Source organism: Aquabacterium sp. (assembly GCF_029946005.1).
Taxonomy (GTDB): Bacteria; Pseudomonadota; Gammaproteobacteria; order Burkholderiales; family Burkholderiaceae_C; genus Aquabacterium.
This window is the reverse complement of sequence record NZ_JAQSDR010000038.1, coordinates 1-12649: the sequence shown is the minus strand read 5'-3', so window position 1 is coordinate 12649 and position 12649 is coordinate 1. Positions and strand designations below refer to the sequence as shown.

At 65.6% G+C, this 12649-nt stretch carries 11 protein-coding genes; 7 read left to right on the top strand and 4 right to left on the bottom strand.

Annotation, left to right across the window (positions count from 1 at the left end; translation table 11 throughout):
• The first annotated feature begins 3 nt into the window (after positions 1–3).
• The 4 genes from PSV38_RS18305 to PSV38_RS18290 are packed head-to-tail and all read left to right on the top strand — an operon-like array spanning position 4 to position 3823.
• A complete protein-coding gene (locus PSV38_RS18305; RefSeq protein ID WP_300550006.1) occupies positions 4–819 on the top strand; it encodes a hypothetical protein in 816 nt (271 codons plus the stop codon).
• Positions 820–828: 9 nt separating this feature from the next.
• A complete protein-coding gene (gene tagH, locus PSV38_RS18300; protein WP_300550003.1) occupies positions 829–2637 on the top strand; it encodes a type VI secretion system-associated FHA domain protein TagH in 1809 nt (602 codons plus the stop codon).
• Positions 2638–2651: 14 nt separating this feature from the next.
• The gene (locus PSV38_RS18295) at positions 2652–3407 is read left to right on the top strand and encodes a protein phosphatase 2C domain-containing protein (RefSeq protein ID WP_300550001.1); all 756 of its coding nucleotides are present in this window, start codon (positions 2652–2654) and stop codon (positions 3405–3407) included.
• A gap of 29 nt (positions 3408–3436) precedes the next feature.
• Positions 3437–3823 carry a DUF4280 domain-containing protein gene (locus PSV38_RS18290; RefSeq protein WP_300549999.1) on the top strand — a complete coding sequence of 129 codons (387 nt, stop codon included), beginning with the start codon at positions 3437–3439 and terminating at the stop codon, positions 3821–3823.
• A 41-nt stretch (positions 3824–3864) separates the two neighbouring features.
• Here the strand turns inward: PSV38_RS18290 and PSV38_RS18285 are convergent, their stop codons facing one another.
• The gene (locus PSV38_RS18285; protein ID WP_300549997.1) at positions 3865–4410 is read right to left on the bottom strand and encodes an OmpA family protein; all 546 of its coding nucleotides are present in this window, start codon (positions 4408–4410) and stop codon (positions 3865–3867) included.
• Positions 4411–4522: 112 nt separating this feature from the next.
• A complete protein-coding gene (locus tag PSV38_RS18280; RefSeq protein WP_300549996.1) occupies positions 4523–4777 on the bottom strand; it encodes a hypothetical protein in 255 nt (84 codons plus the stop codon).
• Positions 4778–4948: 171 nt separating this feature from the next.
• Here PSV38_RS18280 and tssK point away from each other — a divergent pair, with 171 nt between their 5' ends.
• From tssK to tssM, 3 genes are read left to right on the top strand one after another with little or no spacing between them, the layout of a single operon-like run.
• Complete coding sequence (gene tssK, locus PSV38_RS18275; RefSeq protein ID WP_300549993.1) at positions 4949–6286, top strand: type VI secretion system baseplate subunit TssK; 1338 nt, start codon at positions 4949–4951, stop codon at positions 6284–6286.
• Between the two features lie 52 nt (positions 6287–6338).
• Positions 6339–7694, top strand: a complete 1356-nt coding sequence (locus PSV38_RS18270) for a DotU family type VI secretion system protein (protein ID WP_300549991.1) — start codon at positions 6339–6341, stop codon at positions 7692–7694.
• Positions 7695–7710: 16 nt separating this feature from the next.
• Positions 7711–11250 (top strand): type VI secretion system membrane subunit TssM, encoded by a 3540-nt coding sequence (gene tssM / locus PSV38_RS18265; protein WP_300549989.1) that lies wholly within the window; start codon positions 7711–7713, stop codon positions 11248–11250.
• 12 nt (positions 11251–11262) lie between these two features.
• Here the strand turns inward: tssM and PSV38_RS18260 are convergent, their stop codons facing one another.
• Positions 11263–12375 carry a hypothetical protein gene (locus PSV38_RS18260; protein ID WP_300549987.1) on the bottom strand — a complete coding sequence of 371 codons (1113 nt, stop codon included), beginning with the start codon at positions 12373–12375 and terminating at the stop codon, positions 11263–11265.
• A 90-nt stretch (positions 12376–12465) separates the two neighbouring features.
• Complete coding sequence (locus tag PSV38_RS18255) at positions 12466–12639, bottom strand: hypothetical protein (RefSeq protein ID WP_300549985.1); 174 nt, start codon at positions 12637–12639, stop codon at positions 12466–12468.
• Positions 12640–12649 lie beyond the last annotated feature (10 nt).

Below are 12649 nucleotides of genomic sequence, written 5' to 3'. Positions count from 1 at the left end.
CGCTTGCTGTTATTGCGAATCGAAGCGGCGGGCTGCCAGGCCGAGGCCGTGCTCAACGGCGTGCCCGTGGCCAGCGTCGACGCTCGCACCGCGCTCGGCACCCATGTGGCCTGCGTCCCGGTGCACGAGTACACCCTGGCCGGTGGCAACCGCCTGAGCCTGGTGATCAACTCCCACCCTTTGAATCTGCCGCCCGGCCAGCCCGCACCACCGCACACGCCCAACGTGGCTGATGGGCGAACCTGGGTCAAGCTGCGCCTGCTGCTACCGCGCCAAGGCCAACCCGCCAGCGAGAACTCGGCGCGCACCCTCGCCCAGCTGGACTGGGCCCTGCCCGAAAACGAGGTTTACGAGACCCCGCTGCTGCTGCCGCAAACCGTGGACCTGCCCGTGACCTTTCCGCGCTGGCGCTGGCTCGACGCGCCCGTGGTCGACATCACGCCCGCCTTGAAGATGCAAGCCCTGGCCTTCCTGCAGCGCCTGGCCATCGACCTGACGCGGGGCGACCCGGAAGGCTTCATCGCCGCCGCGCGCCTGCGCTTTGAAGAGCTGGCCCTGGCCTACCAGCGCGAGGCCGCCGTCGATGTCGGCCGCTTTCGGGCGCACGTGCAGCAACTCAGCGCCAGCAAAACCTTGCGCATCGCCCCACCCACCGCCGCCGACCTGGTCCTGCGCCCCGTGGCCGATGGCCGACTGCTGGAATGCCTGGGCCCCACCGGCCAACCCATCTTGCGCACCGTGCCCACCGAGTCGGGCAGCAGCCACGCCTGGCCGATTCGGTTGGCGGTGGTGGATGGACAGTTCTACGTGTTGAGATAAGCTGCCAACGTGATCACCCTGACCATCCTCACCTTCAACGGCGGCCCCACCGAGCGCCTGTCCGCGTCCTTCGACGAACTGGGCGGCACCATCGGCCGGGCCGACACCAACCAGTTGATCCTGCCCGACCCGGAGCGAACCATCTCGCGCGTGCACGCGCAGGTTGCGTTCCGCAACGGTGGCTTCGCCCTGGTCGATCGCGGCAGCAACCCGGTGCTGGTCAATGGCCGAGCGCTGGGCAATGGCGCCGAATCCCCGTTGAAGGCGGGCGACCAGGTGCAGATTGGCGGCTATGTGCTGTCGGTTGAGGCCAGCGCTGGCGCCGCCGCGCCCGCCGATCCTTTCGCGGACCTGATGGGCTTTGGTGGTGGCCTGGCTGGCGCACCGCCCGCGTTTGCGGCCACCGCGCCCATGGACCCGTTTGCCTCGCTGGGATCCGCCGGTGGCGGCGGTGCTTCGGCCTGGGGCAGCCCGGCTCCGTCGCCTTTCGGCAGCCCAAGCAGCCCAAGCCCGGTGGCGGCCAGCCCATCCTCCTCCAGCGCATCCGCCGGAGGCATCCCCCTGGACTGGGACCCGTTCGCGCCCGACCCGGTGCCCGCCCATGACCTGGGCCGCAGCCTGGGCGCCGCACCCTCTGCCATCCCCGACGACTTCGGCCTGGGCCTGGGCGGCCCATCCGCCTCGCCTTTGGTGCCCGATGTGGGCATCCGCGCCACCGCCGCTGAAGATTCGCTCGACAACCTGTTCGGACTGGGCCCAGCCAGCAACCGCAGCGGCGACCCGCTGGCGGGCTCGGCCTTCCAGGACCCGCTGTCCAAGCCCAACACCGCGCAGAACACCGACCCCTTGCGCTCCTTCATGAGCGGGCCCGCTTCGGCTGGCAGCGATGCCATGGCCGACAACGTGTCCGAGCTGAACACGCCTTTCATCGCGCCCAAGGTGGCGGCGCCCAAGCCAGTGACCCCCGCACCTGCAGCCCCGATCGCGCCCGCCAGTGGCCCCGCCCCACAAGGCGCGGTCCTGTCCTGGGGCGACCAGGCCGGTGGCGCCGAAGGCCGCACCATCATCCGGCCGGCCAGCAAGCCCACCGCACCAGCCGCCAAGCCGACGCCACCTGTGGCCACGCCCCCCTCGGCCGCCTTTGCCGCTGCCCCCGCACCCGCCTACGTGCCGCCGCCAGTGGCCGCCGCGCGCCCCACCTCCAGTACCGCAGGCAACGCCGATGTCCAGGCCCTGCTGGCCGCCTTCCGCGAAGGCCTGGGCGTGCCCAGCCTGCAGATTGATGCGCTCACGCCCGAGATGATGAAACTCATCGGCCAGTTGCTGCACGAATCGGCCAAGGGCACGGTGGACCTGCTGGTGGCCCGCGCCGCCCTCAAGCGTGAGATCCGCGCCGAGGTCACCATGATCGTCGCGCGTGAAAACAACCCGCTGAAGTTCTCGCCCTCGGTCGATGTCGCGCTGACGCATTTGCTGACCCCGCCCGCGCGCGGCTTCATGCAACCCGCCCCCGCCATGCGCGATGCCTATGATGACCTGCGAGCCCACCAATTCGGCTTCGTCGCCGGGATGAAAGCCGCGCTGGAAGGCGTGCTCAAGCGCTTCGACCCGGCCATCCTGGAAAGCAAGCTCACGCAAAAATCCGTGATCAACAGCCTGTTGCCCGGTACGCGCAAGGCCAAGCTCTGGGAGGTCTTCCAAGAGTTGTACGGCCAGATTTCGGAAGAAGCGGCCGAAGACTTCCACGACCTGTTCGGCCGCGAATTCCTGCGTGCCTACGAGGCCCACATCGACCAGCTCAAAGACGGCCAGCACTGAAAGAAGCCCCGCCCGTGGAACTTGAAATCGCCATCATCTCCAAGCAAGGCGGACGCAGCTACAACGAAGACGCCTGCGGCCACTGGAACTCCGACCGCCACCTGTGCTGCGTGATGGCCGATGGCGCTGGCGGCCACGGCGGCGGCGACATCGCCTCCAAGCTGGCCGTGCAGAACGTGCTCAACAGCTTTGTCACCCAGCCCGCCATCACGCCGCCGCAACTGCGCGAGCTGGTGGTCGGCACCAACCACGTCATCCTCGACCACCGCATCGATGGCACCGTGCAAGCGAACATGCACACCACCGTGGCCCTGCTGGCCATCGACTTCATCGACCAAACCGCTCTGTGGGCCCACGTGGGCGACTCGCGCGTGTACTGGTTCCGCCAAGGCCGCCTCCAGACCCGCACGCGCGACCACAGCCTGGTGCAGGCCCTGGCCGACGGCGGCCTGATCAAGCCCGAGGACATGCGCACCCACCCCAAGCGCAGCGAGCTGCAATCGGCCCTGGGCACCCCGGCCGAGTACCTGGAAGTGGGCGTGCCCGAGCACGCTGTGGCCATCGAGGATGGCGATGTCTTCCTGCTGTGCACCGATGGCCTGTGGGAGTATGTGGACGACGAGGTGCTGGCGCAAACGCTGACCAACGCCCCCACGCCGCAAGCCTGGCTGGATGTGCTGGAAGCCACCGTGCTGACCAACGCCGCCCACAAGCCCAGCCATGACAACTTCAGCGCGCTCACGGTGTGGACCAGCGCCACGCCCGCCTGAACCGCCAGTCCGCCTAAAGGAGCCCCCACATGCCCCAACAAACCTGCATGGGCGCCATGATGAAGTGCACCTTCGGCCTGGCGCCCAGCACGCTGGTGCCCACGCCCAAGCCCATCATGACCAGCCACATGATCGCGGCCAACATCATGGACCACATCCCCATCATGAACATCCCGCCCTTCGGGATGTGCAACTGCCCGGGCAACCCCATGGTCGCCGCCGCCACCGCCGCCGCGCTGGGGGTGCTGACGCCCATGCCCTGCATCCCCAACACACCAGCGCCCTGGTCGCCCGGCGCCGCCACGGTGATGCTCCAGAACTTCCCAGCGCTGGACAACATCTCAATGCTCACCTGCATCTGGGGTGGCGTGATCACCTTCAGCAATGCGGGGCAGACCACGCACATGATTCCGTGAGTGCACGCCCAGCGGGCCGTCAAACGACGGCCCAGCACCACTTACTGTTGGCGGCCGATCTCGACGCGGCGGTTCTCTCCCGAGAACGGATTGCTCGCGTTCTTCAAATCCTTGGTGCCCACACCGACCGAGGCCAGCAGCGACGCGTCCACGCCCTGCTCGACCAGGTAAGACTTGACGGCATCGGCACGCCGCTGTGACAGCACCAGGTTAGCATCCGCCGAGCCCGAGGCGTCGGCATGGCCTTCGATCTTCACCACGCTGCCCGAGCCCTTTTTGGACTTGAGCACCTCGGCGAACACGTCCAGCTGCTTTTTCAGCGAGGGCGGCACATCGGCCGACCCCAGCTGAAACGACGAAGCGGGCAGCGAGTAGCGGATGGCGGGCTTGAAACCCATGCACTTGAAGCCATTGGCTTCGAGTTCCTTGCACGCATCTTCAGGGAACAGGCCTTCCTTGATGGCCTTGGCATCGGGCACCTTGGTGCCAATGTCCAGGGCGCTGTCGGCCCGGGCTGGGGAAGCCACGCCGCCGGCCAGCACGATCAGGGCGGCCACAGCGGGGACTGCGAATTGAGCGAATTTCATGGGCAATCTCCCGAGGTCAAACAATGGGGGCACCCCGGACACGCCGGGGGCTCAAGCTGACATCATAGAGACTTCAGGCGGCGATGTCCGCCCTGAATCGAGGGGAAATGGGTCAGTGGGCGGCGCCTGAAGGCGCACGGTGCAGGTGCAAGCCGCTCTGGGCCCCGTGCAAGGTGCCGTCACGGCCCAGGTCAAGGTGCTCGCCCGTCGCCAGTTTGTACTCGACCACTCCAGTGGGCTCCCACTGCACGGCCGCGTCCAGCCAGGGGTAGGCGCGCGCCATCAGTTCGTACCCGTAGACCTGGTAGGCCCTGCCCTGGGTGTCCTGGGCGGAAAACGATTCCAATCGGTGAAGCTTGATGTCCATGGGGTCCCTCCATGAAAAGCCAGCCCGCAGGCCATGAGTCAACCTGTGGCAATTTTGCGCCGACTGATTCGAAACTGCACGCGATTTTTGACCTGCTAGGGGGGTCTCCCCACGCTGGCCGACCCCTTCTGTAACGTACAGTTGAAGATCAGCCCTACACACGATTCGGATATGACCTGGCACAACAAGGTGGTTTGGACGGAGGGCATGTTCCTCCAGCCGCAGCATTTCCAGCAGCACGATCGTTATCTGGCGCATCAGCTGGATGCCCGATTGGCCTCCAGCCTGGGCTATGGCTGGGGTTTCTATTCATTGGTGCTCGACGAAGCGGCCATGGCGCAGGGCAAGATCGCCCTGGCCTCGGCCAGCGGCGTGCTGCCCGATGGCACCGCTTTCCACATCCCCGGCCATGACGCCGCCCCCGCCGCGCTCGACGTGCCGCTGGATGCCCGCAACGAACTGGTCGTGCTGGCCGTCTCGCTGGCCCGCCCCGGCGTGGCCGAATCCGACGCCGAAGACTCGGGCGGCTCCATGCCGCCGCGCTTTCGTGTGGCCGAGGTCGACGTGGCCGACACCAACGCCGCCGCCGAGCGCGACGCGCCCCTGCAGATCGGCCGCCTGAACCTGCGCCTGATCCTGGCCCGCGATGCCAGCGAGGGCTACACGCACCTGGGCGCCGCCCGCATCACCGAACGCCGGGCCGACAACCGCCTGATCCTGGACACCACTTATGTGGCGCCCACCCTGCACGCGCCCAACAACGCCATCCTCGACGGCTATGTGCGCGAGATCCATGGCATGCTGCACCAGCGCGGCGAGGCACTGGCGGCCCGCATGGGCCAAGGCGGCCGAGGCGGCGTGGGCGAGATCGCCGACTTCCTGCTGCTGGAGACGGTGAACCGCAACGAACCGGTGTTCGTGCACCTGCAAAAGCTGTCGGTGCTGCACCCCGAGCGCCTGTACGCCACCTGCCTGAGCCTGGCCGGTGATCTGTCCACCTTCCGCGACAAGCGCCGCCCCGCGCAGTTGCCCGAATACAAGCACGACGACCTGGCTCCGTGCTTCCGCGCGGTGATGCAGGACCTGCGCCAATCGCTGTCGATGGTGCTGGAGCAGACCGCCATCCCGATCGAGCTGCAGGACCGCAAGTACGGCATCCGCGTGGCCACGATTCCCGACGTCGAACTGCAGCGCAACGCGAGCTTCGTGCTGGCCGTGGGCGCGCAGATGCCTGCCGATGCACTGCGCGTGCGCTTCCCTACGCAGGTCAAGATTGGCACGGTCGAGCGCATCCGCGATCTGGTGAACCTGCAACTGCCGGGCGTCACCTTGCGGCCGCTGCCGGTGGCGCCGCGCCAGATCCCTTACCACGCCGGGTTCAACTACTTTGAGCTGGACACGCGTGGTAACGACATGTGGAAGCAGCTGGAAACCTCGGGCGGCCTGGCCATGCACATCGCTGGCGAGTTCCCGGGCCTGGAGTTGCAGTTCTGGGCCATCCGCGCGTGACGCGGGCCCCAAGCCAAATCATCAAGCGGTCCCTTGAGTTCTTGAGGTTGCCATGAGCGAAGAAGATCCTTTCGCCGCGTTCGAATCCGACCGCACCATCATCAAGCCCAGCGCGGGGCGCAAGCCGGGGGCGACTGCCGCCGGTCAGCCGCCAGCAGGTGCCGCCGCCGCGCCATCGTCCGCGCCGATTGGCGGGTTGCCGCCTGGCGCTGGCTCGGTCACTTTGGATGCGCTGATGAGCGCCAGCCTGAACCCGCTGGTGTCGGCCGCCGCGCCTTTGTTGAACGCCGCGCCGCGCATCCGCGCCATGGCGCAGCACCCCAACCCTGCTGGCCTGAAAGACGCGCTGGCCGATGGCATCCGCAAGTTCGAAGCGCAGTCGCGCCAGCGCGGCCTGCCCAATGAACAGGTGATTGCCGCGCGCTACGTGCTGTGCACGTTGCTGGACGAATCCGCCGCGAGCACGCCCTGGGGCAGCTCGGGCGCGTGGTCGGCGCAAAGCCTGCTGGTGCAGTTTCACAACGAGGCCTGGGGCGGCGAGAAGGTCTTCCAGCTGATGTCCAAGCTGGCCGAGAACATCGAGACCAACCGCGACCTGCTGGAGTTGTTGTACGTGGCCTTGGCCTTTGGCTTTGAGGGCCGCTACAAGGTGCAGACCGATGGCCGCGCGCAGCTCGACAGCGTGCGCGTGCGCCTGGCCGACTTGCTGCGCAAGAGCCGGGGCGGTTACGACAAAACCTTGTCCCCGCGCTGGCAGGGCGTGCCCGCGCAAACCGCGCGCTTGAGCGATGGCCTGCCCATGTGGGTGATCGGCGCGATCGTGGGCGTGCTGTTGATGTTCGCCTTCATCGGCATGCGCTTTGGCATCAACAGCCAGTCGGATGCCACCTTCTCGGCGCTGCAAGGGCTGGACGTGAAGGCGGCGCCGACCGCGGCACCGCCGCCACCGCCCGTGGCCGCACCGGCACCGCGCTTGGCGGGCTTCCTCAAACCCGAGATCGAGGCTGGCCTGGTGGCCGTGAGCGACTTGGCCGACCGGTCCATCGTCACCATCAAGGGCGATGGCTTTTTCGAGCCCGGCAGCGCCGACATCGCCGACCGCGTCAAGCCCCTGCTGGTGCGCATCGCCGATGGTTTGAACGGCGTGCCGGGCCAAGTGCTGATCACCGGCCACACCGACAACCAGCCGATCCGCTCTGTGCGCTATCCATCGAACTGGCACTTGTCGCAAGAGCGCGCCACCTCGGTCAAGGCCATGCTGGAATCGAACAAGGTCAAGCCCGAGCGCATGCGCGCCGAAGGCCGCGCCGACGCCGAAGCCGTCGAGGACAACAGCACAACCGCAGGCCGCGCCAAGAACCGCCGCGTAGAAGTCACGCTCTTCGTGCAACCCGCCGCCGCTCAATGATTTTCAGGATCGCCGCATGAAAAAGCTGTTGCAAGTGCTCTTGCACCCCGTGTTCCTGGCTGTGCTGGGACTGCTCGCCTTGTCGGCCATCATCTGGTGGGTCGGGCCGCTGATCGCCATTGGCGAGTCGCGTCCGCTTGAATCGATGTGGGTGCGGCTGGCAATCATCGCCGTGCTGTTCTTGCTGCTGGCGGCCAAGGTGGCCTATGGCGCCTGGCAACGCAAGCGCACGAATGCGGCGTTGGTGCAGGGCATGACGGGTGGGCCTTCCGCCTCTGACCGGGAAGTGGCCACGCTGAATGAGCGCTTCACGCAAGCGATGGGCGTGCTACAGACTTCTCGCAAGCCTTCGCTGTTCAAGCGCAGCCAGCACCTGTACGAGCTGCCCTGGTACATCTTCATCGGCGCACCGGGCTCGGGCAAAACCACGGCGTTGATGAACGCGGGCTTGAACTTTCCGCTGGCCGAGAAGCTGGGCCAGGCTTCGGTGAAGGGCGTGGGCGGCACGCGCAATTGCGACTGGTGGTTCACCGACGAGGCCGTGCTGATCGACACCGCCGGCCGCTACACCACGCAAGAATCCGACAGCAAGGTTGACGCCGCCGCTTGGGATGGCTTTTTGGCTTTGCTGAAGAAGACGCGCCCGCGCCGCCCCTTGAACGGCGTGATCCTGACCGTCAACATCCAGGATCTGCTGCAGCAAGGCGTTCATGAGCGGCAAGAGCACGCGGCCAAGTTGCGCGCCCGCTTGCAAGAGCTTCACGACAAGCTGGGCCTGAGCGTGCCGGTGTACGTGCTGGTCACCAAGGCCGATTTGATCGCCGGTTTCAACGAAAGCTTTGGCGAGCTGGGCAAGGAAGAGCGCGACCAGGTGTGGGGCTTCAGCCTGCCCTACAACGCGGATGCGCCCTTGCAGGACAAGGACACGCCGCTGGGCGATTTCATGGGCGAGTTTGGCGCGCTGGAACAGCGCCTGCGCGACCGCCTGATCGACCGCATGGACGCCGAGCGCGAGGTGCTCAAGCGCGCCGCCGTGTTCGCCTTCCCGCAAGAGTTCGCCAGCCTGAAGCCTGTGCTGTCGGATTTCCTGACGCAGGTCTTCACCGGCGGCGGCCAGTTTGAGCAACGGCCGCTGCTGCGCGGCATCTACTTCACCAGCGGCACGCAAGAAGGCACGCCCATCGACCGCGTCATGGGCACGCTGGCGAGAGCCTTTGGTGTGGAGCGCAAGGTGGCCTCGCTGTCCAGCGGCAAGGGCAAGAGCTTCTTCCTGCACCGCCTGCTGCGCGACGTGATCTTTGCCGAGCAAGGCTTGGTCGGCACCAACAAGAAAGAAGAGCAACGCCGCACGGTGCTGCGCATCGCGGCCCTGGCCGGCATCGGCGTGGTGGCCACCGCGCTGCTGGTGGGCTGGGCGGTGAGCTACAGCCGCAACAAAGCCTACATCGCGCAGATCCAGGCCAAGCTGCCCGAGCTGCAGCAGGCCGTGAACGCGATCCCGCCCGCCAACACGGGCGACGTGACGCCGCTGCCCGCCATCCTCGACCTGGTGCGCAACGCCGCCCACCCCGCCGAGTTCGACATCGCGCACCCGCCCTTGCTGCACACCCTGGGCCTGTACCAGGGCGACAAGCTGGACGCGGGCGCACAGCAAGGCTTCAACCACCTGCTGCAGCACGCGCTGATGCCGCGCGTGGCCAAGCGCCTGGAAGAGCGCCTGCGTGGCGCCAACAAGGACAACCTGGAGTTCGCGTACGAAGCGCTCAAGGCCTACCTGATGCTGTACACGCCGGACAAGTTCGACCCGGACACGCTCAAGGCCTGGATCAGCATCGACTGGGAAGTGAACCTGGCCAACAGCTTGACGCCTGAGCAGCGCGGGGCCTTGAATTCGCAACTGGAAGCCGCCCTGGCGCAAGGTGCACCGCAACCCACGGTGGCGATGGACGGCACCCTGGTCGCCAGCGTGCGCGACATGCTGGTGTCCTACCCGTTGGAATACCGCGTCTACAGCCGCCTCAAGCGCGCGCAGACCGGTGCCGACATCCCCGAGTTCACCGTGGCCGGCGCCGCGGGCCCGAACGCCGCGCAAGTGTTCGAGCGCACCAGTGGCCAGCCGCTGACCAAGGGCATCCCAGGCCTGTACACGCGCGATGGTTATCAAAAGGCCTTCCAGAAGTCGGTCGAGAAAGCCACGCTGCAACTGGCCACCGAAGAAGGCTGGATCCTGGGCACCAAGACGGACCCGGCCAAGCTGCGCGACATTGCCCTGACCGGCGAGCTGCCCAAGCGCGTGCGCCGCCTGTACCTGGAAGACTATGTGAAGACCTGGGACGCCTACCTGGCCGATGTGCACCTGGTCAAGCTGACCGGGCTGGACCGCAGCATCCAGGTGGCGCGCGCGGTGTCGGCGGTCGACTCGCCGCTGGCCGCTTTCCTGCGCGCCGTGGCCCGCGAGACCACATTGGTGCCCGCTCCTGCTGCCGCCGCAGCGGGTGGCAATCCCCTGACCGACGCGGCCAACAAGGCCGAAGCCGCCCGCAAGGAGTTGGCCGCTTTGAGTGGCGCGCAACCCACGCCCGCCGAAGCGGCCGCAGGCCCGATCGAGCGCATCGTGGACGACCACTTCGCCGACATCCGCCGCCAGGTCACGGGCCAGCCCGCGCCCATCGACGAAACGATGAAGATGTTCAACGAGGTCTACGTGCAACTGTCGGCCGTGGACGCCGCCGCCAAGAGCAAGTCGCCCCCGCCACCCGCTGGTGGCGCCGACCGCATCAAGGCCGCCGCTGGCCAGCAGCCCGAGCCCATCAAGTCGATGCTGATGGCCCTGTCAGACGCGGGCGCTTCGCAAAGCCGCGTGGCCGAACGCGCCAGCCTGAGCGACGAGGTCAAGCCCATCGCCGATTTCTGCGCGCGGGCCATTGCCGGTCGCTACCCTTTCAGCGCCAGCTCGCAAGCCAACGTGATGCCGGACGACTTCGGCCAGTTCTTTGGGCAAGGCGGTTTGATCGACGACTTCTACCAACGCAAGCTGGTCAACCTGGTCGACACCGGCACCAACCCCTGGTCGCTCAAGCCGCTGACCGATGGCACCAAGCCACCTTCGCCGTCATCCCTGGCCGACTTCCAACGCGCCGCGCGCATCAAGGACGTGTTCTTCCGCAGTGGCGGCAAGGCGCCCTCCTTCCGCGTTGACATCCGGGCGCTGGAGTTCCTCGATGGCGCCAAGGAGTTGAGTCTGGACATCGATGGCCAGGTCACCAAGTTCACAGCGGGCAACACCACGCCGGTCACTGTGAATTGGCCCAGCCAGCGCGTGGCTTCGCAGATCAAATTGTCAGCGGGTGGCGCGGGCGTAACCTTCGACGGGCCCTGGGCACTGTTCCGGATGTTTGACCGGTTTGAAGTGCAGCCCTCAGGACAGCCTGAGCGCTTCACCGTGGTGGTGAATGTGGATGGCAAACGGGCCAGGCTGGAAGTGACGTCGAGCAGCGCGTTCAACCCCTTCAGGTTGCGCGAGATCCAGCAGTTCAGGTGCCCTGGGGCGTTTTAATGAACGGCTTGCTCAGTGGTTTGTCGGCACCCGCGCATCTGTTCGCATGGCAATGATCACGATGGCAGAGTTCGGGCCATGCCCCTCAATGTAGAGCGTGCGTGCTTGAGACCCGTAAATGCCCCCAGTGACGTCCGCGATGGCTTGATCAACGTGGAGATTCATGTCCAGATTACTGAGTTGCACTTGAGTGGGAAAGGCGCCTTTCTTGACCACTGACTTACGAACATCGAAGTGCCATTCAGCCGTGGCAAAACCGGCCGTGGTTGCGCCCATCTGAACGTCAGCGCTGGTGCAAGCACTGACTTCAACCATGATTTTCCCCCTCTTCACATCCAAGGTGGCAACGACGTCGCAATTGACACTGGAGTCAATGATCAAGGTGCGCCCTGTCGCAGGATCAATGACGCTGGCGCCGCCCATGTCACCCTGCATGTTGACAGACCCCTTGTAGGTCAGCATCGTTTCATCAGGCGCATCAAGCCAGTCTGTGCGGAGACCTATCTTGGTGGACCAAAAGTCAAAATTGGGGATCGGTTGGGGCCGCTCATGCTGGGGGTCGAAGGTCAGGTTTTGACGCCGCAAGTCTGCAAAATCTTCGGCATACCCGGTTTGAAAAATCAGTTGCCGACTTAAGTCGCCACCCGTGACCATGTCGTGCATATTGCGCTCTGCCCCGCCCAACTGGGCACCGGAAAAATCAGCATCTTCCGGGCCGTAGGTGTTGCCTTCCAGCGTGAACTTGTGCTTGCCCACATACAGGTCTCGGGACTCCATGCCCTTGTATGTTTTGCGCCCGTCCTTGTCGATGTAAAGCCCAAACCCTATCGTTTGGAAATGCACCAGCTTTCCCTCAACCGGATTCAACAAGTACGTGCTGAGCTCGGCAAGCCGGGCATTGGATGAAGTCGGCTCCACACAATACTCGCCCAGTTTGACATCAAGGTCCGTTTGCGTGCAAAACGTGCCTGAGGGTGAGGCATACGCGTCATACGCGACCTTCCCTTGCGGACTGCTCTGCGGCGTGACCGACGGAGCGTCCGCAGGTGCATCACCGCCGCCCCCGCAAGCGGCCAAGGCCACGCAGATCGATGCGATTGAAATCCATTCATATGGTTTTTTCATACTGACTCCCTTTAGTTCGGCATTGTCTTGCCTTCAATAGAAGAACGCGCCTCCTATCGTGACGAATTCGTAAGTAGAGGTTGATCGGTCTCAGGCATGCCACTGGCATTGCCAGTTGACCCACAGGTCATGTTGCAGGCTGACGAACTCGCCGCTGGGTAGACTTGTCACCACCAACGCAAGCATCAATGGGAAATGTTCAAGCCGTTGGTTTTCTTCGGGGAGTGTCAGGATTTCTGTGTGTGAGGCGGGGTAATGAATCATTTACTTCGTT

What these genes read in the sequence shown, in the direction of transcription:
- PSV38_RS18290 (WP_300549999.1), top strand. Translation starts at nt 3,437, where the DNA reads ATGCCCCAACAAACCTGCATGGGCGCCATGATGAAGTGCACCTTCGGC.
- PSV38_RS18285 (WP_300549997.1), bottom strand. Translation starts at nt 4,410, where the DNA reads ATGAAATTCGCTCAATTCGCAGTCCCCGCTGTGGCCGCCCTGATCGTG.
- PSV38_RS18280 (WP_300549996.1), bottom strand. Translation starts at nt 4,777, where the DNA reads ATGGACATCAAGCTTCACCGATTGGAATCGTTTTCCGCCCAGGACACC.
- tssK (WP_300549993.1), top strand. Translation starts at nt 4,949, where the DNA reads ATGACCTGGCACAACAAGGTGGTTTGGACGGAGGGCATGTTCCTCCAG.
- PSV38_RS18270 (WP_300549991.1), top strand. Translation starts at nt 6,339, where the DNA reads ATGAGCGAAGAAGATCCTTTCGCCGCGTTCGAATCCGACCGCACCATC.
- tssM (WP_300549989.1), top strand. Translation starts at nt 7,711, where the DNA reads ATGAAAAAGCTGTTGCAAGTGCTCTTGCACCCCGTGTTCCTGGCTGTG.
- PSV38_RS18260 (WP_300549987.1), bottom strand. Translation starts at nt 12,375, where the DNA reads ATGAAAAAACCATATGAATGGATTTCAATCGCATCGATCTGCGTGGCC.
- PSV38_RS18255 (WP_300549985.1), bottom strand. Translation starts at nt 12,639, where the DNA reads ATGATTCATTACCCCGCCTCACACACAGAAATCCTGACACTCCCCGAA.